General features: G+C 63.3%; 27 protein-coding genes. 19 read left to right on the top strand and 8 right to left on the bottom strand.

The genetic code is table 11. From position 1 onward, the window contains the following. Positions 1-4: 4 nt before the first annotated feature. The 4 genes from ACR64R_RS26275 to ACR64R_RS26260 form a co-directional block, all read right to left on the bottom strand. Entirely contained in the window at positions 5-1,531 is a 1,527-nt protein-coding gene (locus ACR64R_RS26275) for a type II and III secretion system protein family protein (protein WP_487359147.1), read from the bottom strand. Beyond that, positions 1,528-2,340 carry a Flp pilus assembly protein CpaB gene (gene cpaB / locus ACR64R_RS26270; protein WP_487359146.1) on the bottom strand — a complete coding sequence of 271 codons (813 nt, stop codon included), beginning with the start codon at positions 2,338-2,340 and terminating at the stop codon, positions 1,528-1,530. Before cpaB ends, ACR64R_RS26275 begins: the two co-directional genes overlap by 4 nt. Before the next feature lie 259 nt (positions 2,341-2,599). After that, positions 2,600-3,118 (bottom strand): A24 family peptidase, encoded by a 519-nt coding sequence (locus ACR64R_RS26265; protein ID WP_487359145.1) that lies wholly within the window; start codon positions 3,116-3,118, stop codon positions 2,600-2,602. A 164-nt stretch (positions 3,119-3,282) separates the two neighbouring features. Next, complete coding sequence (locus ACR64R_RS26260) at positions 3,283-3,459, bottom strand: Flp family type IVb pilin (RefSeq protein ID WP_487359144.1); 177 nt, start codon at positions 3,457-3,459, stop codon at positions 3,283-3,285. A gap of 345 nt (positions 3,460-3,804) precedes the next feature. Between ACR64R_RS26260 and ACR64R_RS26255 the strand changes: the two genes are divergently transcribed. The 3 genes from ACR64R_RS26255 (at position 3,805) to ACR64R_RS26245 (ending at position 5,628) form a co-directional block, all read left to right on the top strand. Continuing rightward, positions 3,805-4,227 carry a pilus assembly protein N-terminal domain-containing protein gene (locus ACR64R_RS26255; RefSeq protein WP_487359143.1) on the top strand — a complete coding sequence of 141 codons (423 nt, stop codon included), beginning with the start codon at positions 3,805-3,807 and terminating at the stop codon, positions 4,225-4,227. 170 nt (positions 4,228-4,397) lie between these two features. Then, entirely contained in the window at positions 4,398-4,979 is a 582-nt protein-coding gene (locus ACR64R_RS26250; RefSeq protein WP_487362553.1) for a TadE/TadG family type IV pilus assembly protein, read from the top strand. Positions 4,980-5,016: 37 nt separating this feature from the next. After that, positions 5,017-5,628: a TadE/TadG family type IV pilus assembly protein gene (locus ACR64R_RS26245; RefSeq protein ID WP_487359142.1), complete on the top strand. Its 612-nt coding sequence runs from the start codon at positions 5,017-5,019 to the stop codon at positions 5,626-5,628. A gap of 4 nt (positions 5,629-5,632) precedes the next feature. Here ACR64R_RS26245 and ACR64R_RS26240 read toward each other — a convergent pair whose 3' ends face one another. Next, complete coding sequence (locus ACR64R_RS26240; RefSeq protein WP_487359141.1) at positions 5,633-6,571, bottom strand: phosphate/phosphite/phosphonate ABC transporter substrate-binding protein; 939 nt, start codon at positions 6,569-6,571, stop codon at positions 5,633-5,635. Between the two features lie 132 nt (positions 6,572-6,703). Between ACR64R_RS26240 and ACR64R_RS26235 the strand changes: the two genes are divergently transcribed. The 11 genes from ACR64R_RS26235 to ACR64R_RS26185 all read left to right on the top strand — a co-directional run bounded on the left by ACR64R_RS26235 (position 6,704) and on the right by ACR64R_RS26185 (position 18,040). Beyond that, complete coding sequence (locus tag ACR64R_RS26235; RefSeq protein ID WP_487359140.1) at positions 6,704-7,942, top strand: phosphopentomutase; 1,239 nt, start codon at positions 6,704-6,706, stop codon at positions 7,940-7,942. Continuing rightward, a complete protein-coding gene (gene mutM / locus ACR64R_RS26230; protein WP_487359139.1) occupies positions 7,935-8,825 on the top strand; it encodes a bifunctional DNA-formamidopyrimidine glycosylase/DNA-(apurinic or apyrimidinic site) lyase in 891 nt (296 codons plus the stop codon). Before ACR64R_RS26235 ends, mutM begins: the two co-directional genes overlap by 8 nt. A 49-nt stretch (positions 8,826-8,874) precedes the next feature. Further along, complete coding sequence (locus tag ACR64R_RS26225; RefSeq protein WP_487359138.1) at positions 8,875-9,648, top strand: enoyl-CoA hydratase; 774 nt, start codon at positions 8,875-8,877, stop codon at positions 9,646-9,648. 187 nt (positions 9,649-9,835) lie between these two features. After that, positions 9,836-10,102, top strand: a complete 267-nt coding sequence (gene rpsT, locus ACR64R_RS26220) for a 30S ribosomal protein S20 (protein ID WP_140645317.1) — start codon at positions 9,836-9,838, stop codon at positions 10,100-10,102. 911 nt (positions 10,103-11,013) lie between these two features. Further along, positions 11,014-12,489, top strand: coding sequence for a chromosomal replication initiator protein DnaA (gene dnaA / locus ACR64R_RS26215; protein WP_487359137.1), 1,476 nt, complete (start codon positions 11,014-11,016; stop codon positions 12,487-12,489). A gap of 201 nt (positions 12,490-12,690) precedes the next feature. Further along, positions 12,691-13,809 carry a DNA polymerase III subunit beta gene (gene dnaN, locus ACR64R_RS26210; protein ID WP_487359136.1) on the top strand — a complete coding sequence of 373 codons (1,119 nt, stop codon included), beginning with the start codon at positions 12,691-12,693 and terminating at the stop codon, positions 13,807-13,809. A gap of 25 nt (positions 13,810-13,834) precedes the next feature. After that, positions 13,835-14,995 (top strand): DNA replication/repair protein RecF, encoded by a 1,161-nt coding sequence (gene recF, locus ACR64R_RS26205; RefSeq protein ID WP_487359135.1) that lies wholly within the window; start codon positions 13,835-13,837, stop codon positions 14,993-14,995. A gap of 136 nt (positions 14,996-15,131) precedes the next feature. Then, entirely contained in the window at positions 15,132-15,887 is a 756-nt protein-coding gene (locus tag ACR64R_RS26200) for a molybdopterin-synthase adenylyltransferase MoeB (protein WP_487359134.1), read from the top strand. Positions 15,888-15,891: 4 nt separating this feature from the next. After that, positions 15,892-16,380 carry a GNAT family N-acetyltransferase gene (locus tag ACR64R_RS26195; RefSeq protein WP_487359133.1) on the top strand — a complete coding sequence of 163 codons (489 nt, stop codon included), beginning with the start codon at positions 15,892-15,894 and terminating at the stop codon, positions 16,378-16,380. Further along, positions 16,377-17,630, top strand: a complete 1,254-nt coding sequence (locus tag ACR64R_RS26190) for an aconitase X (RefSeq protein ID WP_487359132.1) — start codon at positions 16,377-16,379, stop codon at positions 17,628-17,630. The genes ACR64R_RS26195 and ACR64R_RS26190 overlap by 4 nt, the downstream gene beginning before the upstream one ends. Next, positions 17,627-18,040, top strand: coding sequence for an aconitase X swivel domain-containing protein (locus ACR64R_RS26185; RefSeq protein WP_487359131.1), 414 nt, complete (start codon positions 17,627-17,629; stop codon positions 18,038-18,040). Before ACR64R_RS26190 ends, ACR64R_RS26185 begins: the two co-directional genes overlap by 4 nt. A 4-nt stretch (positions 18,041-18,044) precedes the next feature. Here ACR64R_RS26185 and ACR64R_RS26180 read toward each other — a convergent pair whose 3' ends face one another. Beyond that, positions 18,045-19,046 carry a 2-hydroxyacid dehydrogenase gene (locus ACR64R_RS26180; protein ID WP_487359130.1) on the bottom strand — a complete coding sequence of 334 codons (1,002 nt, stop codon included), beginning with the start codon at positions 19,044-19,046 and terminating at the stop codon, positions 18,045-18,047. A 269-nt stretch (positions 19,047-19,315) separates the two neighbouring features. Between ACR64R_RS26180 and ACR64R_RS26175 the strand changes: the two genes are divergently transcribed. Continuing rightward, positions 19,316-19,873, top strand: a complete 558-nt coding sequence (locus tag ACR64R_RS26175; protein WP_487359129.1) for an SH3 domain-containing protein — start codon at positions 19,316-19,318, stop codon at positions 19,871-19,873. Here ACR64R_RS26175 and ACR64R_RS26170 read toward each other — a convergent pair. Then, positions 19,863-20,252, bottom strand: a complete 390-nt coding sequence (locus tag ACR64R_RS26170) for a DUF4260 domain-containing protein (protein WP_487359128.1) — start codon at positions 20,250-20,252, stop codon at positions 19,863-19,865. The genes ACR64R_RS26175 and ACR64R_RS26170 overlap by 11 nt on opposite strands. Positions 20,253-20,262: 10 nt before the next feature. Beyond that, positions 20,263-20,694: an iron response transcriptional regulator IrrA gene (gene irrA / locus ACR64R_RS26165; RefSeq protein WP_487359127.1), complete on the bottom strand. Its 432-nt coding sequence runs from the start codon at positions 20,692-20,694 to the stop codon at positions 20,263-20,265. Positions 20,695-20,938: 244 nt separating this feature from the next. Here irrA and fabA point away from each other — a divergent pair, with 244 nt between their 5' ends. The 4 genes from fabA to ACR64R_RS26145 all read left to right on the top strand — a co-directional run bounded on the left by fabA (position 20,939) and on the right by ACR64R_RS26145 (position 25,274). Continuing rightward, positions 20,939-21,454 (top strand): 3-hydroxyacyl-[acyl-carrier-protein] dehydratase FabA, encoded by a 516-nt coding sequence (gene fabA, locus ACR64R_RS26160; protein ID WP_149790431.1) that lies wholly within the window; start codon positions 20,939-20,941, stop codon positions 21,452-21,454. Positions 21,455-21,570: 116 nt separating this feature from the next. Next, a complete protein-coding gene (fabB, locus tag ACR64R_RS26155; protein WP_487359126.1) occupies positions 21,571-22,791 on the top strand; it encodes a beta-ketoacyl-ACP synthase I in 1,221 nt (406 codons plus the stop codon). Between the two features lie 12 nt (positions 22,792-22,803). After that, positions 22,804-23,616, top strand: a complete 813-nt coding sequence (gene fabI, locus ACR64R_RS26150) for an enoyl-ACP reductase FabI (RefSeq protein WP_487359125.1) — start codon at positions 22,804-22,806, stop codon at positions 23,614-23,616. Positions 23,617-23,720: 104 nt separating this feature from the next. Then, complete coding sequence (locus ACR64R_RS26145) at positions 23,721-25,274, top strand: putative bifunctional diguanylate cyclase/phosphodiesterase (RefSeq protein ID WP_487359124.1); 1,554 nt, start codon at positions 23,721-23,723, stop codon at positions 25,272-25,274. Positions 25,275-25,361 lie beyond the last annotated feature (87 nt).

The raw sequence follows: 25,361 nt of genomic DNA, 5'->3' as shown, positions 1-25,361 counted from the left end.
CCACTCATTTGTAGATGAAGCCGACGACGCCGTGGTAACGGCCGGCGGGCTTGTCTGTCTGCATTGTGCCGTAGACGCGGTTGACGCGGCCGAGGAACATGCCGGCGCCGTCGCTCGCAGGATTGAAATTGTCATCCGGCTTGGCGAGATCGTTGCGCGCCACCGGCCGTGTCAAATAGGGCGTGATGATGATGACGAGTTCACTCTCGTTGCGCACAAAGTCCTTGCTTCGGAAGAGCGTGCCGAGGACAGGGATCTTGGAGAGACCAGGCAGTCCAGCGACAGCTTGCCTCACGTCGTCGCGGACCAGGCCAGCGATCATCATCGAGCCGCCGGAGGGCAATTCGACCGTCGTATCCGCAAGGCGCTTACGCAACGACAGGATGTTGGTGCCGGGGCTCGTCACGCCGGAGGAAAGCGATACGGATTCCTCGGTGGTCGGCTCAGAGACGGCTGTCCTGACTTTCAGGCTGATGCGACCCGGCGAGAGAACCACCGGCTGGAATTCCAGACCGATACCGTACTCGATCTTGTCCATCGTATAGTTCTTTAGGCCGGTCTGATTGTCGGTGGACACATTGGCCGTGACACCGCTCACCATATTGTACTCGCCGCCAACCTTAAATGTGGCCTTCTCGCCGGAGACGGCGGTCAGGGTCGGTTCGGCCAATGTCTTCATGACCCCCGACTGCTCCATGGCATTGATGTAAGCTGTCAGTGACGAGCTGCCGATGGTCGCGCCCGAATTCGACAGCTGTTTACCCAAGCCCATGAAATTGTCGCTGATCGCGCCGTAACTGATCCCGTTGCTTCCCCCGTTGCCAACCATATTGACGCCGAGTTGCTTCATCACCGAGCGGCTCACTTCCGCGACGGTCACCTTGAGCGTCACCTGGTCGTCGCCGATGATCTGCAGGAGGTTGACAATTTTCGAGACCCGGCGCTGCTGGTCGGGGTTGTTGATGTCGACACCGCCGTTGACCGAGCCGCCGGCGGCGGTCTGCGAATACTGACCCGTCGTCGCTTCACCACCGGATACGAAGATGGTCGCCAGGTCGACGGCTCGCTTGGCATCGAGAGGCGTGTCGACCGTGCCGGTGAGGACAACGTTGTCGTTGAGGAGTTCTACCTTGATCTGCGACGATGGGATGAAGCGCTTCAGATAGTCCTCCAGCCCGGCAACGTCGCGCTCGACGGCCAGGTCCAGGCTGACGATCTGCTCGCCATTGGGTCCGAAGACAAAGATGTTGGTTTCGCCCACCGCCTTGCCGAACAGGTAGATGCGACGCGCCGTGCGGGTCACGGCATCTGCAACCGCGGGATTGGCGACGAGGATGTCGTAGGCGTCGTTCGGCAGATCGATGACCACCGACTTGTTGAGGCCGAGCTTGACGCGCTGCGTGGCGACGGAGGCCGATACGCTGGCGCTCGCGGCCTTTGCTTCGACCAGCCCCGAGGCGGCGTTGCCGATCAGGAGCAGGCCGATCGCCGCGGCGGACAGGAAGGGCAGCAGTTTACCGTTGAGGCTCATTTTCTTGCTCCCACCTCGGAGACTTCGCCCGACTTGATCAGACGCACCGTCCCGCGGCGGCCATTGCCGCTGACCAGGTAGTCGGCTTCGTCCGTATTCTTTTCGTGGATATCGGTGATCGGACGCAGCGCGAGCGTCAGGCGGTCTGCCATCTGCTGCGCCACTGTGATGATCTCAGCCTGCTGAGGCGTCAGCTCCAGCGTCGCTGTCTGGCCGACCCTGGTCTTCTTGCCTTCCTCGTCTTCCTGGATGGTCTGGTCGATGGCCAGCACGCGGATGTTCTTGAGAATCGTCGCGGTATTGAAACCGCTGCCGCCATTGCCGGTGTCGGCGCGCCGGGTCATGATGACGTCGACGAAGTCGTTGGGCAGGATGAAGCCGCCGGCGGATGTGTCGGCCGATATCGCCGTGGCGACGGCGCGCATACCGGAAGGCAGGATCGACGACATGAAGCTCTGCCCCTCGCCCACGAGCTTGGAGCGGCGCAGCGGCTCGCCGGTGTACATCGCGACGCGCGCCACGGAGCCCTTGAGCTTCTCGATCGCGTCAGGTTCGGCGGCGCGCGTGATGAAATTGGCATTGACGCCGTCGGCAGGCCACTGTTCCCAACTGATGTTCTTGCCGAGCTGGCTGCCCATCGCCACGTCGCCCGAAAGCACCAGCACGTCCTGCAGTGCGATCGCCGGCTGCCTTGGCGCGTCGACAATGACCTGGGGCGGCGGCGTGGTGACCATGTTCTTCGCGACATAGCCCGCGCCACCCGCCGCGACCGCAGCCACGCCCAGAATAATCAATCGGGATGCTGGCATTCGTCCGAAACCCTTCGCCTCGTGGCAAACCACCTCGCCAGGCCGGACTTTGCAGGTGCAATCGTCAAAACAAGGTTAATGCAATGCTTACGATCGTGATTAATTTAAGGTTTACTCAAATTAGATCTAACGGCCCGGCGTTAACAAAAAAGGCGGCGCGGGCCGCCTCGGCGTCTAACAAAGGCGGCTAACGCCGCCTGGGCATCTAGCAAAGCCGGCTATGCCGCCCGGGGATCGCCGGCCTCGATGTTCGCCAAGCCTACGCCGCGAGCCTATGCAGCGCCCAGACCATCAGCGGCGAATCCGGAAAGGTGATCAGCCCTCCCGCGCCAAGCGCGACGCCATAGGGTATGCCCACGCTTTCGTCGGCGAAGTTGCGCAGGAAGCGGCTGTGGCCGGTATACATGGCCAGCGGCGATTTCCGGTAAGCGAGGATTGCGACGGTCAGCAGGCCGCCGATGACGGATGACGTCACCAGATAGCCGACCAGGTTGATGTTGAGGCCCATCCAAAGAGCCGTCGCGGCCAGAAGCTTGGCGTCGCCGCCGCCCATGCCGCCAAGCGCAAAGAAGCCGAATGTCGTCACCAGCACCAGGGCGCCGGCCGCAAAGTGCCAGCCATAGGTCGCCCAGTCCATGCCGGTGAGTGGCGCGACAAGCCCGAATGTCGCCACCAGCAGCACGGGAACGCGGTTGGCGATCGTCATCGACAATGTGTCGGAGATCGCCGCAAAGAGCATGCAGAAAGGAAAGATGACGAAGATCACGGCTTCAAGCATGGATGCGGCGTGCCCCCGGGCCAGATTTCTCAGCGGCATCGTAGGCGCGCTGGATTAACGATCGGTGAGGCTGGACGTTCAAATCGTCTGCTGAACAAGAAAAGGGCCGCCCTAGGCGGCCCCTTCATTCGAACGCGCGATTTTATCGCCCGGCTCGTCAGCTTTCAGCCGCCGGCGCCGTTGAGCGTGTTGGCAATGTTCTGGAACTTGGCGTTCAGCGAGGTGCCGAGCGCGCCAGCTCCGATCATGATGGCGAGCGCGATGAGAGCGGCGATCAGACCGTATTCGATGGCGGTCGCGCCGGATTCGTCCTTCACGAAACGTGCAATGAGATTAGACATTCGAGAGCTCCTACTCCACGTGTTACAGCACTTCCGTCAACTTCTCTGGCGGTTGATCGGATGTCGCGAATCTAGGGAAAAGCCGTTTCGATCGGCTTAATAAACAGCCTTACCGATTCCTTTCCCGTAGCGAACCCGCTGCGTGGTTAACCGTGGGCTAAGCGCCGTCGGCCATGTGTGGGCCCAGGAAACCAGCGGCTCCCGCAATATTACTAAACAGCGATTACAATCGGTGCGCGAAGCCTGGGGCAGACCGTTCTATATGGACATCCGGCACGGTTTAACCGTTGGTTCACCAATCTCGTTCATGTTCCGTTGAAGAATCTGCCCGCCCGGAGCGCTTCAATGACGTTGTCGAGATCGCTGTTTCCAGTCGCCGCGTTGCTGGCAGTTGCTGCCTTTGTCATCCCGGCCAGGGCCGGCGCGGGCATCGAAGTCACCATGAACCAGGCGAAGATCGTCAAATTGGCACGCGCGGCCGACACTGTTGTCATCGGCAATCCTGCGATCGCCGACGCCTCCGTGCAAGACGCCTCGACCATCGTCCTCACCGGCAAGGGTTTCGGTGTCACCAATCTGGTCGTGCTCGACTCGGACGGCAGCCCTATCATCGATGAACAGGTGACCGTCGTGCGACAGGCTGCTTCCTCGGTGCGAATCTACAGGCGCGCCGAAGTCCAGACCATGTCCTGCACTCCCTATTGCGAGAGTGCTTACAAGACCGAGGCCGAGAAGGCTTCCGAATCCGAAATAAGCGCCGCGCACTGAACTCCAACCTGGGGCTCCCATGCTGGCCTTAAAGACAGCTTAAAGCTTGCCCGGCGAATTTAACGATCATCCAAACCGGACCTCAATGGGTTTTCGCTAACCTTGCCGCCGGTACCGCTAAGGGATCGGCAGGAACTTAAATGAGCAAGGGTGGCACATCCGGCAACGGAATGGACGGCGAGGCGCGCGCCAAATCCGGCCCCGGTTTCTTCAGCGACAGACGCGGCAGCACGGCTATGGAATTCGCGATGCTGGCCATACCGTTCGCGCTGCTCGTGTTCGCTATCCTGGAGAGCTGCATCTCCTTCGCCGGCCAGGAGGTAATGGCCAATGCCACCGATGACGTGGCCCGTCAGTTGCGAACCGGGCAGTTGCAGAAGACGAACGTCACCGAAGCCTCCATCAAGCAACTGATCTGCAATCAACTGCAGATCATGGTTTCCAACAACTGCACCGATACCGGACCGAATGCTCCACTGCTGGTCGATCTGCGCGAATATTCGAGTTTCGCCGACGCTGCCACGGCAGGCTTCAAGATCGTGGATGGGGATATCGTGCTGACGCAAGGCACGACCTCGACGACCCCTACCGTCTCTCCGGGACTGGCGGAGTCCATCAACATGCTGCGGGTATTCTACAAATGGCCGGTGATGACCGACTTCATGGCCAAGTCGATGGCCAATCTGAAGAACGGCAACACGCTGCATTTCGCGTCCGTGACCTGGCAGAACGAACCGTTCAACGACAATTGAGACTGCTCGACGGCCAAGCCGCGGCGTGGAGGACGATATGCATAGTGCGGGGGCACTGCGATGGATCTCGGCAACGGCGGGGCGGTTCCGCCGCGATCGCCGCGGAATCGCGGCGATCGAGTTCGCGTTCATCGTGCCGGTGCTCCTCATCATGTATTTCATCACGATGGAGGCCTCGCAGGCCATCGAGACCAGCAAGAAGGTCAGCCGCATCGGCAGCATGGTTGCCGACCTCGTAACTCAACAGCAGACGGTCATGAAGGCCGATCTCGACGCGATGATGAAGATCGGCACATCGACGCTGCAGCCTTACAACCGTTCTTTGCCGACGATCATCATCACGGGCATACAGATAACGGACGAGGCGTCGCCGAGGGTGCAGGTCGCTTGGTCGCGCAAGCTCGTGGGCACCACCTACAGCGTCGACGCGGCAAAAGACACCATCACCACGGTTCCCTCGACGCTGAGTATCCGCAACACCTTCCTGGTGAGGGTGGAAAGCGACCTTGGCTACAAACCGATCATCACCTGGTCCGCCAACAATTCGCAGACGCTCGGGCTGACCTCGGCCTTCAACAACATATCGATGAGCGAAACCTACTACCTGCGGCCTCGCCGGAGCCCGACGATTCCCTGCAGCGACTGCTGACAGGCTATTCTTTTGCGGCCGTTTCCCGCCGCACGATCGCCAGAGCCATCGCATAATCCTTCTGCGCAGCCGGCGCAAAGCCGCCGGAATGCGCCCGCTCGAGCAGGTCGTAGACATCGGGCGTCTGTGATTTGACATTGGTCAGGAAGACCGTCAGCCGCCGTTTTGCCTCCGGATCGAGATCGCTGCGCACCGCGTGCGGGCCGTAGCGCAGCAAGCCCGACGTCCACAACAGCCGGAGCGACGCCTCGGGGATGCCCGCGGCCTCCAGCCGCGCGACCGTGCCGCGGGAACGGGCGGGTTGGCCGTCGGCGTCGGCCGGCTCCCAGCCGAACAGGCCGTCCACCTCGCCGCCGCTCAACATCGTCTCCGCGCCGGTGGCCGAAGCAGCGCGTGCCAGGAACGGCGAATCCTGCGCAATCTTGACGCCTTGGGCGGAAAGGGCCGCCAGCGGCAGCAACGCGCCGCCGACATTGTCGGCCGGCGCGATCGCGATCCGATGTGAAGCGATGGCGGCAAGACCCGGCAGCCTGCCGTCGCGCGTCACCAGGACGGAGCGGATGCCGACGGCGCCGTCGGCATCGACCGGAGCCACCAGCGGTTCGACACAGCCGCAGCGCTCGGAGGCCGTGGCATAGGCGAGAGCCGAATAGATCGCGTATTGCACGCGCCCACTCGCCTGCGCCTCGATCAGCGCGGCGTAGTCGCGCGCAACGACGAACTCGACCCTCATGCCCAGCGCATCGGCATAGGCGTCCGTCAGGCGTGAAAGCCCGGAGACGGTGTTGCCGCCACCCGGCTCGGCGACAATGCCAATGCGGAACGTGCCGATGTCGTCACGCCAGTCGGCGCATGCCGGCCAGGAAGCGGCGCCTAACGCCACGAGCGCGGCCGCGCATATTTTCACGACCTGCCTTGCCGCGGTTTTGCCGCGCCTCGCCATGCTCGCCCTGCTCCCGCCGCATCCGTGCCTCGTCGCAACTATGGCGCGAAGCGGTTGCGGTTTGGTTTCCGATTTGCCAACACCGCCGGGGAACCTTATGTCTGGCGACCAGGACTGACAACAATGATACCAATGGCGCGCGCTTTCCTGTTCGTTCTCGATTCTTTCGGCATCGGCGGCGCGGCCGATGCCGAACGCTACGGCGATGCCGGCGCCGACACGTTCGGACATATTTTCCAGGCCTGTGGAGAAGGTCGCGCCGATCGGCAAGGCCTGCGCAAAGGTCCGCTCGCCGTGCCCAACATGATGTCGCTCGGGCTTGGCAGGGCGGCACGGACGGCGACCGGGCTTGCGCTCGACATCAATCCGCCGTTGCTTGCCTCGTCCTTCCACGGAGCCGCCCAGGAAGTATCGAGCGGCAAGGATACACCCTCCGGTCACTGGGAGATCGCCGGCCTGCCCGTGCGCTTCGACTGGGGTTATTTTCCCGACACCGTGCCGGCCTTTCCGGCTGAGCTGACCGAAGCGATCATCGGCGAAGGCAAGTTGCCGGGCATCCTCGGCAATTGCCATGCGCCCGGAACCGAGATCATCGAACGGCTCGGCGAAGAGCATATCCGAACTGGCAAACCAATCTGCTACACATCGGTCGATTCCGTGTTGCAGATCGCCGCGCATGAGACGCATTTCGGCCTCGACAGGCTTTATGCGCTTTGCCTGACGGTGCGCCGGCTGGTCGACCCCCTGAAGATCGGACGGGTGATCGCGCGTCCTTTCGTGGGCGAGACACCGGCTACGTTCCAGCGCACCCACAACCGCCGCGACTATGCCGTGCCGCCGCCGGAGGAGACACTGCTCGACCGGCTGACCGGCCGCGGCAGCAAGGTCATCGCCGTGGGCAAGATCGGTGACATCTTCGCCCATCGCGGTATCTCGGAGGTGCGCAAGGCGGGCGGCAACATGGCGATGTTCGACACGGCGCTCGGCGCGATGGACGATGCCGGCGAGGGCGACCTGGTCTTCGCCAATTTCGTCGATTTCGACACCGAATTCGGGCACCGGCGCGACGTCGCCGGCTATGCGGCCGCGCTAGAAGCCTTCGATCGCCGGCTGCCGGAGGCGCTGTCGCGCGCCCGGCCGGGCGACCTCCTGATCCTCACCGCCGATCACGGCAACGACCCGACCTGGCGCGGCACCGACCATACGCGCGAGCGTGTTCCGGTGATCGGCGTCGGGCCGGGCCTGAAGGGGGGCGACATCGGCCTGAGACCTACCTTCGCCGATATCGGCGAGACCGTCGCGGATCACCTTGGCCTCGCAGCCGGCCGCCACGGGACCTCCTTCCTAGCGACGATAGGCGACCATGCCTGAACTGCCTGAAGTCGAAACCGTCCGGCGCGGACTGCAGCCCGTGCTCGAAGGGGCGCGGCTCGTCAAGGTCGAGGCGCGCAGGCCCGACCTCCGCTTCCCTTTTCCCGAACGCTTTTCGCAGCGGCTGACCGGCAAGACCGTGACGGCGCTTGGCCGACGCGCCAAATATCTGACCATGCATGTCGAGAACGGCCCGACGCTGATCTGCCATCTCGGCATGTCGGGGTCGTTCCGGGTCGAATCCGACGGGAGCGGCGGCACCCCCGGCTCCTTCCATCACCAGCGTTCGAAGATCGCGGCGCATGACCATGTCGTGTTCGACGTCGTCTCGCCGAGGGGCGAGCGTTCGCGCGTCATCTTCAACGACCCGCGCCGCTTCGGCTTCATGCTGTTTGCCGAAGGCGCGCCGGACACGCATCCGATGCTGGCCGGGCTGGGCGTGGAGCCGACCGGCAACGCGCTTGACGGGGCGCTGCTCGCGTCGCTGCTCGACGGACGCAGATCGCCGCTCAAGGCGGCGCTGCTCGATCAGAGGCTGATCGCCGGGCTTGGCAACATATATGTGGCGGAAGCCTTGTGGCGCGCCGGCCTCTCGCCGCTGCGCGAAGCCGGCACCATTGCCGGGTCGGCCAAGAAAGCGAAGGAACAAAGCGAGCGCCTTGCCGAGGCGATCCGCTCGGTCATCGCCGACGCGATCGCCGCCGGAGGCTCCTCGCTTCGCGACTATGTCCAGGCCGACGGATCGCTTGGCTATTTCCAGCATTCCTTCGCGGTCTACGATCGCGAGGGGGAGCCATGCCCGAAGCCGGGCTGCCGGGGCCACATCGAGCGCATCGTGCAAAGCGGCCGCTCGACCTTCTATTGCCGGACCTGTCAGCGGTAAGCTAGGAACGGGTACCGATCATCCCAGTGCCGCCGGAGGAAGCGAAGCCATGGCTTATGAAACCATTCTCGTCGAGACGCGCGGCAGGGTCGGACTGATCACGCTGAACCGGCCCAAGGCGCTCAATGCGCTGAATTCGCAGGTTCTCGCGGAGGTGGTGGCGGCGGCTGGCGCATTCAACGCCGATGCGGGGATCGGCGCCATGGTTCTCACGGGCTCGGAAAAGGCGTTCGCCGCCGGAGCCGACATCAAGGAAATGCAGGCGATGTCCTTCGCCGACGCCTACACGCAGGATTTTTTCGTCGGCTGGGAAGAATTCACGCGAACGCGCAAGCCCATCGTCGCGGCGGTCGCGGGCTATGCGCTCGGCGGCGGCTGCGAACTGGCCATGATGTGCGACTTCATCATCGCCGGCGACAACGCCAAGTTCGGCCAGCCAGAAATCACGCTCGGCGTCATGCCGGGCATGGGCGGATTCCAGCGGCTCACCCGCTTCGTCGGCAAGTCCAAGGCGATGGATATGTGCCTGACAGGGCGCATGATGGATGCGGCCGAGGCCGAGCGTTGCGGACTGGTGTCGCGGGTGGTCCCCGTCGCGGAGTTGCTCGGCGAAGCGCTGAAGGCGGCGACGAAGATCGCCGAATTCTCAATGCCTTCGGTCATGATGACCAAGGAGGCCGTCAACCGCGCCTACGAGACGACGCTGGCCGAGGGGCTGCGCTTCGAGCGCCGCCTGTTCCATTCGCTGTTTGCGCTCGACGACCAGAAAGAAGGCATGGCCGCCTTCGTCGAAAAGCGAAAGCCCAATTTCACGAACCGCTAAGGTCTTCGCCCAGGTGGCCGCGATTTTGCAGGACAGCATCGAGGCCCAAAAAGACCGCGAAGCGGCGTTGACGAGCCGGAAAAGCTGAACTATAAGCCCCACCAACCGAGGCGGCCCCGTGGCTGCCCGTTTGTTTTTTTGCGCCCTGCGACATCGCTGGCGCTCACCAGATCAGAAGAGAGGCATCATGGCCAACACTTCCTCGGCCAAAAAGGCTACGCGCAAGATCGCCCGCCGCGCTGCGGTCAACAAGAACCGCCGCTCGCGCGTCCGCACCTATGTCCGCCAGGTCGAAGAGGCGCTGGCCGCCGGTGACAAGGCGGCGGCGGTGGCAGCCTTCAAGGCTGCTGAGCCGGAACTGATGCGCGCCGCCACCAAGGGCGTCGTCCACAAGAACACGGCTTCCCGCAAGGTTTCGCGGCTGGCCCAGCGGGTCAAGACGCTGTCGGCCTGACCGAAATAATCCTTAACCGATCGATGTTGAACCCGGCCGCAGAGGCCGGGTTTTTTCGTTTGCCGGCAAGTACTTAAAAAATTGGCTCGCAAGCAACGCTTGGGACGCGATTCCCATGCCAGTAATGTTTTGCCGGCATAGTCAGCGCCGCCGATGCCGGCAAGCCCTTCCCCTGGTGCCTGCCCAGATTTGACTGGCAAAAAATCATTATTTTTTTCAAAGGCTTGCAGCCGGTCATCCACAGCTTGTTCAACTCAAGGTCCGGCAGCGGGGGAGAAGTTGCTGTCAAGAGAATTATTTCAGAATATTTCGTTTCGGGCGGCCTTTTTCATATTCTCCGGAAAAGGGTTTGAATCACAATGGCTTTGTCAAAAAGTGCCCTCGCCGCACCTGATTTCAAGCCCCGTCCGGCGACCAGATTCGTTAAAAAACCGTTAGATGTGGCCTTGCCCTATCCACAGCGATTTCGGTAATGTCCCATCCATCGAAGGGATGGGCTCTAGCCCCTGACCCAGCCTGAATCGGCCAGCAGAAAATGGCGGAATTCATGACGTGGAGCAATTCCGCGTGAGGCTTGGTTTGTCTCTTCGGTGCGGGTAGGGGACTGGCGTAATTGTACATGGCAGTCGATGTCTCACCGGCGTTTTCGCCGGAGGGAGAAGTATTGCCTTGTCTTTGTTGAAGGCCGGCGTGCGGAGCCGGCGGCTGGTCCTTTGCGCGAGCTGCGACAACCATTGCCGGCGGCGGCGGTGAGCGCAGCAAATGAGGTCGCCGGGCCAAGGATGCAGGAGGCGCATCCCCGGCGGGAAATGGGTACGAGAAGGCAAGGAACTTTGATCATGCAAAGCGGCATTGAAAGGGAGATGGTGGGCGACCTCCCATTTTCAGCAACTCTTGTCGGGGGAGACGACGTGGCGGCATCCAGCGACGCGGAACAGAAGTTCGAGCGGGTCAAGACCCAGTTGAAGGCGCGCCTCGGGGCCGAGGTTTATTCGAGCTGGTTTGGACGTATGAAGGTCGCCGAGGCCTCCCGCGGCATTGTCCGCATCTCGGTGCCGACGGCCTTCCTGCGATCCTGGATCAACGGCCACTATCTCGAGCTTATCGCGGAGCTGTGGCGGCATGAGGATTCCGACGTCCTCAAGATCGAGATCGTCGTGCGCACCGCAACGCGCCAGGGGCGCAACCATGTCGAGCCGGAAATCGCGCCGGCGCGCAAGATGACAAAGCAGACGCATACCGCGCTCGCCAACGGCACCGCGAGCGCCGGACGAGTGGAACAGCGGGTGCCGACGCCCCGCCAGGGCGCGTCCGCGGAACCGGAGTTCCGGCACAATGTGCTGGGGTCGCCGCTCGACCCGCGCTACACGTTCGCCTCCTTCATCGAGGGACCGTCGAACAGGGTGGCCTTCGCCGCGGCCAGGGCCGTGGCGGAATCGCAGTCGAGTGCGGTGCGTTTCAACCCGCTTTTCCTGCATGCGACAGTGGGGCTCGGCAAGACGCACCTGTTGCAGGCGATCGCGGCGGAGTCGCTGCGGCATAATCCCAAGTCGCGCGTCGTTTATCTGACGGCGGAGTATTTCATGTGGCGCTTCGCCACCGCGATCCGCGACAACAACGCGCTGACGTTGAAGGAGCAACTGCGCGACATCGATCTCCTGATCATCGACGACATGCAGTTCCTGCAGGGCAAATCGATCCAGCATGAGTTCTGCCACCTGATCAACATGCTGCTCGACAGCGCCAAGCAGGTGGTGGTCGCGGCCGACCGGCCGCCGTCGGAACTGGAATCGCTGGAGCCGCGCGTGCGTTCGCGCCTCAATGGAGGCGTGGCGCTGGAAATGTCGGCCCCGGATTTCGCCATGCGGCTGGGCATGCTGAAGCTGCGCCGCGCCACGGCCGGGTCCGATGACACCTCGCTGGACATTTCGGACGAGATCCTGGAGCATGTCGCCCGCACTGTGACCGGCAGTGGACGCGAGCTTGAAGGCGCCTTCAACCAGCTCTTGTTCCGCCAGTCCTTCGAACCCCAGATCACGATAGACCGCATTGACGAGATCCTCGGCCACATCTACCGCTCGGGCGAGCCGAAGCGGGTGCGCATCGAGGACATCCAGCGCATCGTGGCGCGCCACTATAACGTGTCAAAGACCGAGCTTCTGTCGAACCGGCGCACGCGCACCATCGTCAAGCCGCGGCAAGTCGCCATGTATCTGTCGAAAGTCATGACGCCGCGCTCATTGCCGGAGATCGGGCGGCGTTTCGGCGGCCGCGACCACACGACAGTGCTTCATGCCGTGCGCAAGATCGAGGATCTTTCGGGCGCCGACAACACGCTTGCGCAGGAGCTCGAACTGCTCAGAAGGCTGATCAACGACCAGGCTTGAGGCGGTGCAAAAATGGCCGGCGACGCGTGTCGCCGGCTTTATCCCCAGAAAGCCCGCGCAGCCGGCCGGAACCGGTGCCGCGGGCTTGCGTTCGCAGGCTTTTTACTGTCAGCTTACAGAGATTCTGAAAGCCTTTCAGGGCTTTCGCGGGGTGCCGGCCGCCGGTGACCCGTTCATTCATTGAAGCGAGCCTGTTTCGTCATGCGTGTTATCCTGGAACGGTCAAATCTCCTCAAGTCCCTCAACCACGTCCATCGCGTGGTCGAGCGGCGCAACACCATACCGATCCTGTCCAACGTGTTGCTCAGCGCCGAGGGCGCGAGCCTTGAGATGAAGGCTACCGACCTCGATCTCGAGGTGACAGAGGCCACGCCCGCCAAGGTCGAGCGCGGCGGCGCGACGACGGTGCCGGCGCATCTGCTCTACGACATCGTGCGCAAGCTTTCCGACGGCGCCGAAGTGATGCTGAAGACGGACGAGGACGGCAACGCTATGACCGTCACCTCCGGCCGGTCGAGTTTCCGCCTGCAGTGCCTGCCGCAATCCGACTTCCCGGAGCTTTCGGCCGGCTCGTTCTCGCATATCTTCCGGCTGGAATCGGCAGCGCTCAAGGGACTGATAGACAAGACCCAGTTCGCCATCTCGACGGAGGAAACGCGCTACTATCTCAATGGCATCTACCTGCATGCCGTTGAAGTCGGCGGCAAGCTGAAGCTCCGTTCGGTGGCTACAGACGGGCATCGCCTGGCGCGCGCCGAGATCGACGCGCCTGCCGGCTCGGAAGGCATGCCCGGCATCATCATTCCGCGCAAGACGGTTAGCGAGTTGCAGAAGCTGATCGACAACCCCGACGTCCCGGTGACCACCGAACTGTCGGACACCAAGATCCGCTTCACCATCGGCAGCGTGGTGTTGACCTCGAAACTGATCGACGGCACCTTCCCCGACTACCAGCGCGTCATCCCTACCGGCAACGACAAGAAGCTGATCATCGATCGCCAGAGCTTTGCCGCCGCCGTCGACCGCGTTTCGACCATTTCCTCCGAACGCGGCCGAGCCGTGAAGCTGTCGATCAATGACGGCCAGGTCACTTTGGCCGTCAACAATCCGGATTCGGGCAGTGCCACCGAGGAACTGGCGGCAGACTATTCGTCGGACCCGATCGAGATCGGCTTCAACGCCAAATACCTGCTCGACGTCGCCGCCCAGCTCACGGGTTCGGAAGCCAAGTTCATGCTGGCCGATGCCGGCTCCCCGACGCTGATCCATGACATGGCCGACGAAACCGCGCTCTACGTGCTGATGCCGATGCGGGTCTAGGTCCGGGACAGGCATATATGTCGCCGTGACCGCGGATGCGAAACAGCTTCGGCAGCAAAGCTATATAAGTAAGCTAGTACTTACCAACTTCCGCAATTACGCGGCGTTGTCGCTTGAGTTCGCCCCCGGCGCGGTGGTGCTTTCGGGCGACAACGGCGCGGGCAAGACCAATCTGCTGGAAGCAATCTCATTCCTGACGCCAGGCAGGGGCTTGCGCCGCGCGCCCTATGCGGATGTGGCGCGCGAAGGCGGCGATGGCGGCTTTGCCTTGCATGCGCGCGTTGAGGGACCGGAGGGCCAGGTCGAGATCGGCACTGGCGTTTCGGGCGGCGACACAGCCGGCGAAAGCGGCAGGCGAGTGCGGATAAACGGAGCGCCCGCACGATCGGCGGAGGATATGCTGGAATGGCTGCGGGTCGTCTGGCTGACGCCGGCGATGGATGGACTGTTCCCCGGGCCGGCGGCGGACCGCCGCCGCTTCCTCGACCGGCTGGTGCTGGCAATCGACCCCGGCCATGGCCAGCGCGCGCTCGATTATGAGAAGGCGATGCGCGGCCGTAACCGGTTGCTTACCGATGGCTCCCGTGACGGCGCCTGGTTCGACGCGATCGAGACTCAGATGGCGGAGACCGGAGTGGCGATCGCCGCGGCGCGGGCCGAGCTGGTGCGCCTGCTCGCCGCCATGATCGACAGGCTGCCTGGCAGCGGGCCGTTTCCCCAAGCCGACATCAGCCTCGCGGGCGACCTGGAAAGCGCGCTCGGCGACGCACCGGCGGTGGACGTCGAGGAACGCTATCGCGCCGTACTTGCCAATGGCCGCGAGCGCGACCGCGCGGCGGGCCGAACGCTTGACGGCCCGCACCGCTCGGACCTGATCGTGCGGCACCGGCCGAAGTCGATGCCGGCCGATCTATGCTCGACCGGCGAGCAGAAGGCGCTGCTGGTAGGCATCGTGCTGTCGCATGCAAGGCTGACCGGCGAGATGTCGGGCCTGACGCCGATCCTCCTGCTGGACGAGATCGCCGCGCATCTCGATGCGGGCCGGCGTGCGGCGTTGTTCTCCATCCTCGAGGAGCTGAATTGCCAGGCCTTCATGACGGGCACGGATGCCGCGTTGTTTTCCAGCCTCGAGGGCCGAGCGCAGTTCCTGACGGTCGATCACGGCAGCGTCGGTCCGACCGGCTGACCAACCTGGCGGGTGCTTGGACTGCGGGACAAAGCTTCGCTTTGCTTGGCGGGACAAAGCCTGGCTTTGCCCGGCGGGACAAAGCTTCGCTTTGCCCGTGCATGACAAGATTTTCCGCTCACGATATGATCCGGCTATGACCGATGCCGCCCTTACCGACGAAGAGCTCGAACGCTATGCCCGCCACATCGTGCTTCCTGAGATCGGCGGGCCGGGCCAGCAGAAGCTCAAACGGGCGCGGGTGCTGGTGATCGGCGCCGGCGGGCTCGGCGCGCCGGTGCTCGAATATCTCGCCGCGGCCGGGATTGGCACGCTCGGCATCGTCGACGACGACACGGTCTCGTTGTCCAACCTGCAGCGGCAGGTGATCCACGGCAGCGACACGATCGGCATGGCCAAGACCGACAGCGCACGTGAAGCGATCATACGCATCAACCCCAACGTCACGGTGGAATCTCATCGCCTGAGGCTGACGGCGGAGAATGCCCCTGCCCTTGTCGCCCGCTACGATATCGTCGTCGACGGTTCCGATAATTTCGAAACGCGCTACGCGGCCGCCGATGCCTGCGCCAACGAGGAGAAACCCCTCGTCACAGCCGCCGTTGGCCGCTTCGACGGCTCGGTGACGGTGCTGAAGCCATTCGAGGCAGACGCCGAGGGCAAGCGCAATCCGAGCTATCGCGACCTGTTCCCAGAAGCGCCTCCCGAAGGGCTGGTACCGTCCTGCGCAATCGCGGGCATCGTCGGCGCGCTGACCGGGGTCATCGGCGCGCTGGAGGCGATGGAAGCGATCAAGCTGATCACCGGCATCGGCGAGCCCCTGATCGGGCGGCTGCTGCTCTACGATGGGCTCACGGCCCGCTTTGATACTATCCGCTACAAGGCCGTCTGAGCGCATGGACCAGAGCGTCGGCCCCTCCATAGTTCGGCTTGCCGCCGATTTCGACCGCTGGGATGACTTGCTCGCGCTGGTCCGTCGGGCCTTTGCCTATATGGACGGGGTCATCGATCCGCCGTCGTCGGCGCATCTCTTGACGGCCGACGGCCTTGGCGAGAAGGCGAAACGGGAGGCCGGCTTTATAGCTGTCGAGAACGGCCGCATCGTCGGCTGCGTCTTCGCGCTGGAGCGGGAGCGGGACTTCTATATCGGTAAACTCGCGGTCGAGCCACAGCTCCAAGGCCAGGGGATCGGGGCCCGGCTGATGCGGGCGGTCGAGGATCTTGCCCGCGAACGCGTCAAGGATAGGATCGAGCTCCAGACCCGTATCGAACTGACGTCGAACCATGCAGCCTTCATCCGGCTCGGCTTTCGCGAGACTGAGCGCACGGCGCATGCGGGCTATGACAGGCCGACCTCCATCACCATGCAAAAGGTGCTGTCGTGAGTCTCTCCCTCAGCCCGCAGGAACAGGCGATCGCCGCCGGCCAGGATGGCGCCGGAATGGCGATGCGTATCGTCGCCGAAAGCGCCCGGCTGCTCGGCGCGCCTCGGCTCATCCCGATCGCTTCCGCGCATATCGACGGGGCGCTCTATCACGGCGATTCCGGCACATTGTTCGCGGAGAGGCTGGTCGAAGGCAGCGCGAAGGTGGCGGTGCGCTCGACGCTCAATGTCGGAGCGCTCGACCTTATGGGTTGTTCGCGCATTCGTCTCGCGGAGCCGCGGCGCGGCATGGCGCGGCGGATGATGGAGGCCTATCGCAAGCTCGGCTGCGAACAGAGCTGGACCTGCGCGCCCTATCAGGCCGGGCACAGGCCCGCGCTCGGCAGCGACGTGGCCTGGGGCGAGTCCAATGCGGTCGTCTTCTGCAATTCGGTGCTTGGCGCGCGCACCAACCGCTATGGCGATTTCCTCGACATTGCCTGCGCGCTTACCGGCCGCGCGCCGGATTACGGCCTGCACCGTCCCGATAATCGCCGCGCACGGCTCGTTTTCGATGTCTCGGACCTGTCGCCCTCCTTTCTAGCCTCGGAGGTCGCCTGGCCTGTCCTGGGCAGCCTCTATGGCCGCGAGGTGGGTAATGCGATCGGCGTCGTCAGAGGCGTGGGCAGCCATCCCGGCGAGGACGCGCTGAAAGCCTTCGGCGCGGCGGCCGCATCTTCCGGCGCGGTAGGCCTGTTCCACATTGCCGGCGTGACGCCCGAGGCGCCTGACGTCGAAACGATCCTGGCCGGGCCGGAACCGGAGGCCGTGATCCGCGTGACGCCTCAGATGGCGGCGAAGGCGCGCGCGGGCTTGTCCACCGCGGCGGCGGCCAAGACGATCGATGCGGTGGCGATCGGCAGCCCGCATCTGTCGCCCGCCGAATTCGGCAGCCTGGAGCGGCTGATCGCCGGGCGGCGGCTTGCCGTGCCTATCTATGCCTGCACCGGCCGCCACGCGCTTGCCCTGCTGGAGCAGGAGGGCCGGCGAAGCAGGCTCGAAGCAAGCGGCGTCGTCATCGTCGCCGACACATGCGTGGTGGTCACGCCGATCATGCCGGACCTGGGCAACGGCGTGCTGATGACCAATTCGGGCAAGTTCGCGCATTACGCGCCAGGCAACACCGGCTACGCGGTGCTCTACGCCTCGCTTGCCGATTGCGTCGAAAGCGCGGTTCTCGGCAAGCCTGTCTTCTCGGATATTGCCGCATGAGCGCGGCAACCGAGATCCTGGTGCCGGGCAAGCCCGGCGAAGGCGAGGCGCTGGTGCTGTCGGCGCCGATCAGCTTCTGGGGCGGCGTCGATCCCGGGACCGGGCGCATCGCCGATGTGCGCCATCCGCAACATGGCGAAGTGATTTCGGGCCGGGTGCTGTTCCTGCCGGGCACGATCGGCTCGTCGTCGGCCTCTGCCGTTCTGATGGAGCTCGTCCATAACGGGCGCGCGCCGGCAGCCCTGGTGCTGCATGAGCCGGACGCCATCCTTCTGCTCGGCCTGATCGTCGCCCGCGAAATGGGCTGGGAAACGCCGGTTGCGGTGCGGCTCGACCGCGGCGAGTTCGATGCCTACCGTGGAGAAGCGCTGACCGTCGCCGCGGACGGTGCGATCACCGTGGCCGCATAAGCCTTCAGGTCCTCAGCGGCAGGACGCGGTCCGGCGGGCGGTGGCCGTCGAAGAAGGCGCGGATGTTGATGATCACCTTCTCGCCCATGTCGATGCGGCCCTCGAGCGTGGCCGAGCCCATATGCGGCAAAAGCACCACCTTGCCCTTGGCGGCAAGCTTCAGGAGCTTGTTGTTCAGCGCCGGCTCGTGCTCATAGACGTCGAGACCGGCGCCGGCGATCTTGCCGTCATGGATGAGCTTGACAAGGGCTTCCTCGTCGATGATGTCGCCGCGCGCCGTGTTGACGAGGTAAGCCGAAGGCTGCATCAGCGCCAGCCGGCGGCCGGACAGCAGGTGGAACGTCGCCGGCGTCGAGGGACAATTGACCGAGATGATGTCCATGCGGGCCAGCATCTGGTCGAGGCTTTCCCAGTAGGTCGCCTCCAGTTCCTCTTCGACCGCCGGCAGCACACGGTGCCTGTTGTGGTAGTGGATCGACAGGCCGAAGGCCTTGGCGCGCCTGGCGACCGCCGTGCCGATTCGGCCCATGCCGACGATGCCGAGACGCTTGCCCCAGATGCGCCGGCCAAGCATCCAGGTCGGCGACCAGCCGGCCCATTTCTTGTCGCTTGTAAGCACATTGGCGCCTTCGGCAAGTCGACGCGGCACGGCTAGCATCAGCGCCATGGTCATGTCGGCGGTGTCTTCGGTGAGCACGTTCGGCGTGTTGGTGACGGTGATGCCTTTCTTGGCGGCGGCCGCGACATCGATCTTGTCGACGCCGTTGCCGAAATTGGCGATCAGCTTGAGGTTTTCGCCGGCCTGGGCGATCAGCGCCGCGTCGATGTGATCAGTGATGGTGGGAACCAGCACGTCGGCTTCCTTGACCGCCGCGACCAGCTCCGGCTGCGTCATCGGCCGGTCCTCGACATTCAGCCGCGCGTCGAACAACTCGCGCATGCGGGTTTCCACCGGGTCGGGCAGCTTGCGCGTGATCACTACGAGGGGCCGTTTTTTGCCTGCCATTTTATCCCCGAAGCTTCCTAGATCAGGATTACGTTTCGTTTGATCGTCATCCTGACCCTACCCTTTTTTGGAGTATGATCTTTTCCGAAAACCGGTTCCCACTTTTCGGGATCATGCTCTCGAAACCGATCTCGTTGAGACCTCTTTAACCAAGACAGGCGAAACTTGTAACCAGTCGCGGCATCAGCCCACTCCTGTAACAAGCGGTGCCGTCGAAGACAAAGAAAAAGGGGCGCTTATCCGACGGACCGGCGCCGAAAGGAATGAAAGTGTCTGGTTTCGCGTCGCTTCGCCTGGCCATCAGCGCGGCCATCCTTGGCACCCTCCTCTGCGCGCCACAGGCATTCGCGCAAAGCGCGGCCGCGCCGGCGCAAACCATTACGCTTGGCCCAAGCGGCCTGCCGCTGCCGCGCTTCGTCAGCCTGAAACCGGCCCGCGTCAATTCGCGCGTCGGCCCTGGCGCCAATTATTCCGTCAACTGGATGTATCTGAAGGCCGGGCTGCCGATGGAAGTCATCCAGGAATTCGACACTTGGCGCCGCGTGCGCGATGCCGATGGGTCGGAAGGCTGGATCAACCAGTCGCTGCTTTCCGGCCGCCGCACCGCGATCGTCGCGCCCTGGCAGCGCGGCAAGGGTGGTCAAATCAACCTGCTCGACGAGCCGGACAAGGATGCCGGTGTCGTCGCAATAATCGAGCCCGGCGTAATCGGCTCGATCAAGAAATGCGACGGCCAATGGTGCGAAATGACCTTCGACGGACACACCGGCTGGATGGCACAGTCGCAGGTCTGGGGCGCCTATCCCGGCGAGAAAGTCAAGAACTGAGCCTGACGGAAGCATCTCCACGGCGCCCGATGCGCCCGAGATGAGTATCCTGAAAACCTGTGGACAATTTCAGCCCATAACCAAGGGCGCGGTCGATGGCGATGTGCGCGATCCAGATCAGCGCTATCGCCGTCACCGTTGAATTATCGAAGAGCTTGCCGGCGAGCGCAAGAACCAGCGGCAAGATCAGGATGTGCAGGGCGTTGTAGGCGATTGCGCCTGCGCGCGGCCCGGCTAGGTAGCCGAGCATCGACAGATCGGGGGTCAGGATGAGCAGCGCGAACAGCCACCACGAGACGCCCGACATCATGTAGAAAATGATGGCCGCCGCGGCAGCGGTGACCCATTCCAGCCGGACGGCCAGGTCGACCGGGCGCATCGCCAGCGGATCAGTCGCGGCGCTTGGGGCGCAGCCTCACCACGATGTCGACATTCGCGATCTCCATGCCCTCGGGGGGCACTGGCAGGTTGGAGACCGTTACCGGGCCGCTTTCAATATCGAAAATGCGGTTCTCGCCCTCGACGTAGAAGTGGTGATGGTCGGACGTGTTGGTGTCGAAATAGGTTTTCGCGCCTTCGACCGCCAGGATGCGCAGCAGGCCGGCCTGGGTGAATTGGTGGAGCGCGTTGTAGACCGTCGCCAGCGAAACCGGCACGCCGGCGGCAATCGCCTCTTCGTGCAATTCCTCGGCGGACAGGTGGCGGTCGCCCTTGGCGAAAAGCAGGTCGGCCAGAGCTATGCGCTGGCGCGTCGGCCTCAGGCCGGCTTCGCGAACCCGCTTGTCCACAGCCACATTTTCCTTCCGGTAGCCCGAATCCATCTCTTCGCTTCGAAGCTTGTTGCCCAGCGCATCAACAGTTCCGGATTGGCAAAAAGACGTCAAAAGCCAAGACCGGACATCTGCCGACATATATTCTGTAGTCCGAATGCGATCAATAGCGCGCATTGACCCGGGCAGGCGCACGGGTTAAGCGCAAACGCCGGTTTCCGGCCGCAAACAGAGTGTGTTAGGAAACCACCGAAGGGCGCCCTGCCGCCCGCGAGGAACACGGGGACAAAATTTGATGGCGGGTCAAAAGTCCAGCTACGATTACGAGGAACTGCTTGCCTGCGCCCGCGGCGACCTGTTCGGGCCGGGTAACGCCCAGTTGCCCTACCCGCCGATGCTGATGTTCGACCGCATCACCGAGATCAGCGAAACCGGAGGCGCTTTCGACAAGGGCTTCATCCGCGCTGAATTCGACATCAAGCCGGATCTGTGGTTCTTCGCCTGCCACTTCATCGGCAATCCGATCATGCCGGGCTGCCTCGGTCTCGACGCCATGTGGCAGTTGACCGGCTTCTACCTCGGCTGGCTCGGCGAACCGGGCAAGGGCATGGCGCTTTCGACCGGCGAGGTGAAGTTCAAGGGCATGGTGACACCGTCGGTGAAGAAGGTCGAGTACGGCGTCGACTTCAAGCGCGTGATGCGCGGCCGCCTGGTGCTGGGCATAGCCGATGGCTGGCTCAAGGCGGATGGCGAACCCATATACGCGGCCACGGATCTGAAGGTCGGTCTGTCCAAGCAGTCGGCCGCCTGACCGTTTTTCGCCACGGCGCCCGTGTACCCAATGGGCGCCACGTCAGTTTATTTGCGTATGATGACAGGCGAAAACCGGCTAGGTTTTACGCCCGAATACGCCGGAAGGAGTTGCGAATGAGACGGGTCGTAGTGACAGGGCTCGGCATTGTGTCGTCGATCGGCAACAATGCCAATGAAGTGCAGAGCTCGCTTTACGATGCCAAATCGGGCATCAGCTTTTCCAATTCCTTCGCCGAACACGGCTTCCGCTGCCAGGTCTGGGGCGCGCCGACGCTCGATCCCACACCGATGATCGACCGCCGCGCCATGCGTTTCCTGAGCCAAGGCGCGGCCTGGAACCATGTCGCCATGGACCAGGCGATCGCCGATGCCGGCTTGGGCGAAAGCGACATCACCAATGAGCGGACCGGCATCGTGATGGGATCCGGCGGTCCTTCGACCCGGACGATCGTCGAAGCGGCCGAAACCACGATCAAGAACAACAGTCCCAAGCGCATCGGTCCTTTCGCTGTGCCGAAGGCGATGTCGTCGACGGCATCGGCAACCCTCGCCACATGGTTCAAGATCCATGGCGTCAACTATTCGATCTCGTCCGCCTGCTCGACCTCGGCGCATTGCATCGGCAACGCCTATGAGCTGATCCAGTGGGGCAAGCAGGACATGATGTTTGCCGGCGGCCATGAGGACCTCGACTGGACGATGTCGGACCTTTTCGACGCCATGGGCGCGATGTCGTCGAAGTTCAACGACAATGCATCGACCGCTTCGCGCGCCTATGACGTCAACCGCGACGGTTTCGTCATCGCCGGCGGCGCCGGCGTGCTGGTGCTGGAGGAGTTGGAACACGCCAAGGCGCGCGGCGCCAAGATCTATGCCGAGATCGTCGGCTACGGCGCGACGTCCGACGGCTACGACATGGTGGCCCCTTCCGGCGAAGGCGCCGTGCGCTGCATGCGCCAGGCGCTTGCGACCGTATCGTCGCCGGTCGACTACATCAACACCCACGGCACATCGACGCCGGTCGGCGATTCCAGGGAAATGGGCGCCATCCGCGAGGTGTTCGGCGACAAGATGCCTTACATCACCTCGACCAAGTCGCTGACCGGCCATTCGCTGGGCGCGGCTGGCGTTCAGGAATCGATCTATTCGATCCTGATGATGCAGGGCGGCTTCATCGGCGAGAGCGCCCATATCGAGGCGCTCGATCCAGAATTCGAGGGCATGCCGATCGTGCGCAAGCGCATCGACAACGCCAGGATCGACACCGTCCTGTCCAACTCCTTCGGCTTCGGCGGCACCAACGCAACGCTGGTTTTCCAGCGCTATTCCGCATAAGGATTGCCATTCATGGACGGGTTGATGAAGGGCAAGCGCGGGCTTGTCATGGGCGTCGCCAACGACCATTCGATCGCCTGGGGCATCGCCAAAAAGCTATCGGAACATGGGGCGGAGCTGGCTTTCACCTACCAGGGCGACGCGTTCGGGCGGCGGGTCAAGCCGCTTGCCGAGAAGGTAGGGGCCTCCTTGATCGTGCCCTGTGACGTTGAGGACAGCGCCTCGGTCACCGCGACCTTCGAGACCCTCGACAGGGCCTGGGGCGGGCTGGATTTCGTCGTGCACGCCATCGGCTTTTCCGACAAGAACGAGCTCAAGGGCCTCTACGCCGACACCAGCCGCGACAATTTCGTGCGCACCATGGTGATCTCCTGCTACTCCTTCACCGAGGTGGCGCGCAACGCCGCCGCGCTGATGGGCAATGGCGGCTCGATGATCACGCTCACCTATGCCGGCTCGGTCCGGGTTATGCCGAACTACAATGTCATGGGCGTCGCCAAGGCCGGGCTTGAGGCTAGCGTGCGCTACCTTGCCAATGATTACGGTCCCCGCGGCATCAGGGTGAACGGCATCTCGGCCGGACCGGTGCGGACGCTGGCCGGCTCCGGTGTGTCCGATGCCCGCCACATGTTCTCCTACCAGCAGCGCAATTCGCCGTTGCGGCGCACCGTCACCATCGACGAAGTCGGCGGCTCGGCGCTTTACCTGCTCTCCGATCTGTCTTCAGGCGTCACCGGCGAGATCCATTATGTGGATTCCGGCTACCACATCGTTTCGATGCCGGCACTGGAGGAATTGAAGCAGAACGACGGCACGCGCGAATAGCTTGCGGCCGCGGCAGTAGTTGTTCCGGTTAAAATTGGATTCTTTGGCGGAAACTCATTTTAAGGAGATGTCCGCTATAAGGTCCCGTAATCCGGGGACCATGCATGCCCGCAGTCAGCAATCCCAGACGTACGCCGTTGTTCCGGCTGATCACCATCGCCAGCTCCGGCATGGGCAGTTTCATCCTTGGTCTATGGGGCTTGAGGTTCGGCTTCGGCGACGGCATGGCCGGCATGCCGGCCGAAACGATGGCAGGCGTCATCGCCGCGCTCTGCGCGCTTGCCGCTGGTGGCGCCGCGCTGTCGTTCTTCGCGGGTGTCGATGAATCGGCGGCCTATGTCTTCAAGGAAACCCATTTCGACAAGGTGACCGGCTTGCTTTCACGCCAGGCCATGGTCAGCAAGATAGCCGAGGCCGCCTCCGGGACGATCCGGACCGGCGAGCCGGTGTTCCTGATCGACATCGATATCGACCGCTTCAAGCAGATCAACGACGCCATCGGCTACAGCCAGGGCGACGAACTGATCCGCGCCTTCACCGCCAGGCTGAAGGAGAACATGCCGAAGAACGCGGTTATCGGCCGCATCGGCGCCGGCGAGTTCGCGGTGCTTCTGCCGGACCGCGACATAAGGGGTTCGATGGAGCGGCTGATTGAAAAACTCATCAGCGAGATGATGGAGCCCTATCAGTTGCAGAGCCATCTGCAGTCGGTCAGTTTGTCGGTCGGTATCGTGGCGATGCCGAAGGACGGCGTCGACCCGGTTCTGATCCTGCGCCGCTCGAACCTGGCCCTGCAGAACGCGCGCGCCAGCGGTGTCGGCAACTGGTGTGCCTTCCATTCCGACATGGGCCGCGTGGCGGACTATCGGCAATGGATAGAGGCCGAGCTGAAGATCGCCTTCGACCGTGGCGACTTCAGCCTCCACTATCAGCCGCAGTTCGACCTGCCGAGCGGCCGCGTTGTCGGTTATGAGGCGCTGATCCGTTGGAAGCATCCGGAGCGCGGCATGATCCCGCCGATGGAGTTCATTCCGATCGCCGAGGAAACCGGCATGATCAATCCGATCGGCGAATGGGTGCTGCGCAAGGCCTGCAGCGACGCCCGTTACCTGCCGCAGGACTGCTTCGTCGCCGTCAACATCTCGCCGGTCCAGTTCATGACCAAGGATTTCGTCGGGATCGTCCGGGAGGTGGTGGAATCGACCGGCATCAAGCCTTCGCGGCTGGAGCTCGAGGTCACCGAGACGGCGATGATGCAGGATCGCGACCGCGCCGCGACGATCCTGGAGCAGCTTGCCGAGATGGGAATTTCGGTGGCCGTGGACGATTTTGGCACCGGCTATTCCAATCTGAGCTACCTGATCGACTTCCCCTTCGGCAAGCTGAAGATCGACCGCTCCTTCGTCAGCCGCATCGACACCGACTCCAGTTCCGGCGCGATCGTCTCGACCATTGTCGGCCTGTCGCGGGCGCTTGGCGTCGGCATCATCGCCGAGGGTGTGGAGACCGAGAACCAGGCAACACTGCTCAGGGCCGCTGGTTGCGAGGTGGTCCAGGGCTATCTGTTCGGCCGGCCGGCGCCGCTCGAGGTTGAGCTCGGCGAAGCGCGGCCCGTCTTCGGCACGCACGAGCACGCCCGCATCGTCAGCGTGCAGTAGGCAACTCGCCTTTCCCGGCGCAATTCCGGACGGAAAACCGCTTCACACTTTTGCTGGAATTGCTTTCCCCTGCCGCAATTCCGGACG

The sequence above is a fragment of the Mesorhizobium sp. MC2-1-1 genome (assembly GCF_057597255.1).
This window is presented reverse-complemented; position numbering and strand designations above follow the sequence as displayed.

What these genes read in the sequence shown, in the direction of transcription:
- fabI (WP_487359125.1), top strand. Translation starts at nt 22,804, where the DNA reads ATGGACGGGTTGATGAAGGGCAAGCGCGGGCTTGTCATGGGCGTCGCC.
- rpsT (WP_140645317.1), top strand. Translation starts at nt 9,836, where the DNA reads ATGGCCAACACTTCCTCGGCCAAAAAGGCTACGCGCAAGATCGCCCGC.
- ACR64R_RS26240 (WP_487359141.1), bottom strand. Translation starts at nt 6,571, where the DNA reads ATGGCGAGGCGCGGCAAAACCGCGGCAAGGCAGGTCGTGAAAATATGC.
- ACR64R_RS26225 (WP_487359138.1), top strand. Translation starts at nt 8,875, where the DNA reads ATGGCTTATGAAACCATTCTCGTCGAGACGCGCGGCAGGGTCGGACTG.
- ACR64R_RS26260 (WP_487359144.1), bottom strand. Translation starts at nt 3,459, where the DNA reads ATGTCTAATCTCATTGCACGTTTCGTGAAGGACGAATCCGGCGCGACC.
- cpaB (WP_487359146.1), bottom strand. Translation starts at nt 2,340, where the DNA reads ATGCCAGCATCCCGATTGATTATTCTGGGCGTGGCTGCGGTCGCGGCG.
- ACR64R_RS26180 (WP_487359130.1), bottom strand. Translation starts at nt 19,046, where the DNA reads ATGGCAGGCAAAAAACGGCCCCTCGTAGTGATCACGCGCAAGCTGCCC.
- ACR64R_RS26185 (WP_487359131.1), top strand. Translation starts at nt 17,627, where the DNA reads ATGAGCGCGGCAACCGAGATCCTGGTGCCGGGCAAGCCCGGCGAAGGC.
- dnaN (WP_487359136.1), top strand. Translation starts at nt 12,691, where the DNA reads ATGCGTGTTATCCTGGAACGGTCAAATCTCCTCAAGTCCCTCAACCAC.
- fabA (WP_149790431.1), top strand. Translation starts at nt 20,939, where the DNA reads ATGGCGGGTCAAAAGTCCAGCTACGATTACGAGGAACTGCTTGCCTGC.
- ACR64R_RS26170 (WP_487359128.1), bottom strand. Translation starts at nt 20,252, where the DNA reads ATGCGCCCGGTCGACCTGGCCGTCCGGCTGGAATGGGTCACCGCTGCC.
- mutM (WP_487359139.1), top strand. Translation starts at nt 7,935, where the DNA reads ATGCCTGAACTGCCTGAAGTCGAAACCGTCCGGCGCGGACTGCAGCCC.
- ACR64R_RS26245 (WP_487359142.1), top strand. Translation starts at nt 5,017, where the DNA reads ATGCATAGTGCGGGGGCACTGCGATGGATCTCGGCAACGGCGGGGCGG.
- ACR64R_RS26255 (WP_487359143.1), top strand. Translation starts at nt 3,805, where the DNA reads ATGACGTTGTCGAGATCGCTGTTTCCAGTCGCCGCGTTGCTGGCAGTT.
- ACR64R_RS26195 (WP_487359133.1), top strand. Translation starts at nt 15,892, where the DNA reads ATGGACCAGAGCGTCGGCCCCTCCATAGTTCGGCTTGCCGCCGATTTC.
- irrA (WP_487359127.1), bottom strand. Translation starts at nt 20,694, where the DNA reads ATGGATTCGGGCTACCGGAAGGAAAATGTGGCTGTGGACAAGCGGGTT.
- fabB (WP_487359126.1), top strand. Translation starts at nt 21,571, where the DNA reads ATGAGACGGGTCGTAGTGACAGGGCTCGGCATTGTGTCGTCGATCGGC.
- ACR64R_RS26265 (WP_487359145.1), bottom strand. Translation starts at nt 3,118, where the DNA reads ATGCTTGAAGCCGTGATCTTCGTCATCTTTCCTTTCTGCATGCTCTTT.
- ACR64R_RS26275 (WP_487359147.1), bottom strand. Translation starts at nt 1,531, where the DNA reads ATGAGCCTCAACGGTAAACTGCTGCCCTTCCTGTCCGCCGCGGCGATC.
- ACR64R_RS26200 (WP_487359134.1), top strand. Translation starts at nt 15,132, where the DNA reads ATGACCGATGCCGCCCTTACCGACGAAGAGCTCGAACGCTATGCCCGC.
- ACR64R_RS26235 (WP_487359140.1), top strand. Translation starts at nt 6,704, where the DNA reads ATGGCGCGCGCTTTCCTGTTCGTTCTCGATTCTTTCGGCATCGGCGGC.
- ACR64R_RS26250 (WP_487362553.1), top strand. Translation starts at nt 4,398, where the DNA reads ATGGACGGCGAGGCGCGCGCCAAATCCGGCCCCGGTTTCTTCAGCGAC.
- ACR64R_RS26145 (WP_487359124.1), top strand. Translation starts at nt 23,721, where the DNA reads ATGCCCGCAGTCAGCAATCCCAGACGTACGCCGTTGTTCCGGCTGATC.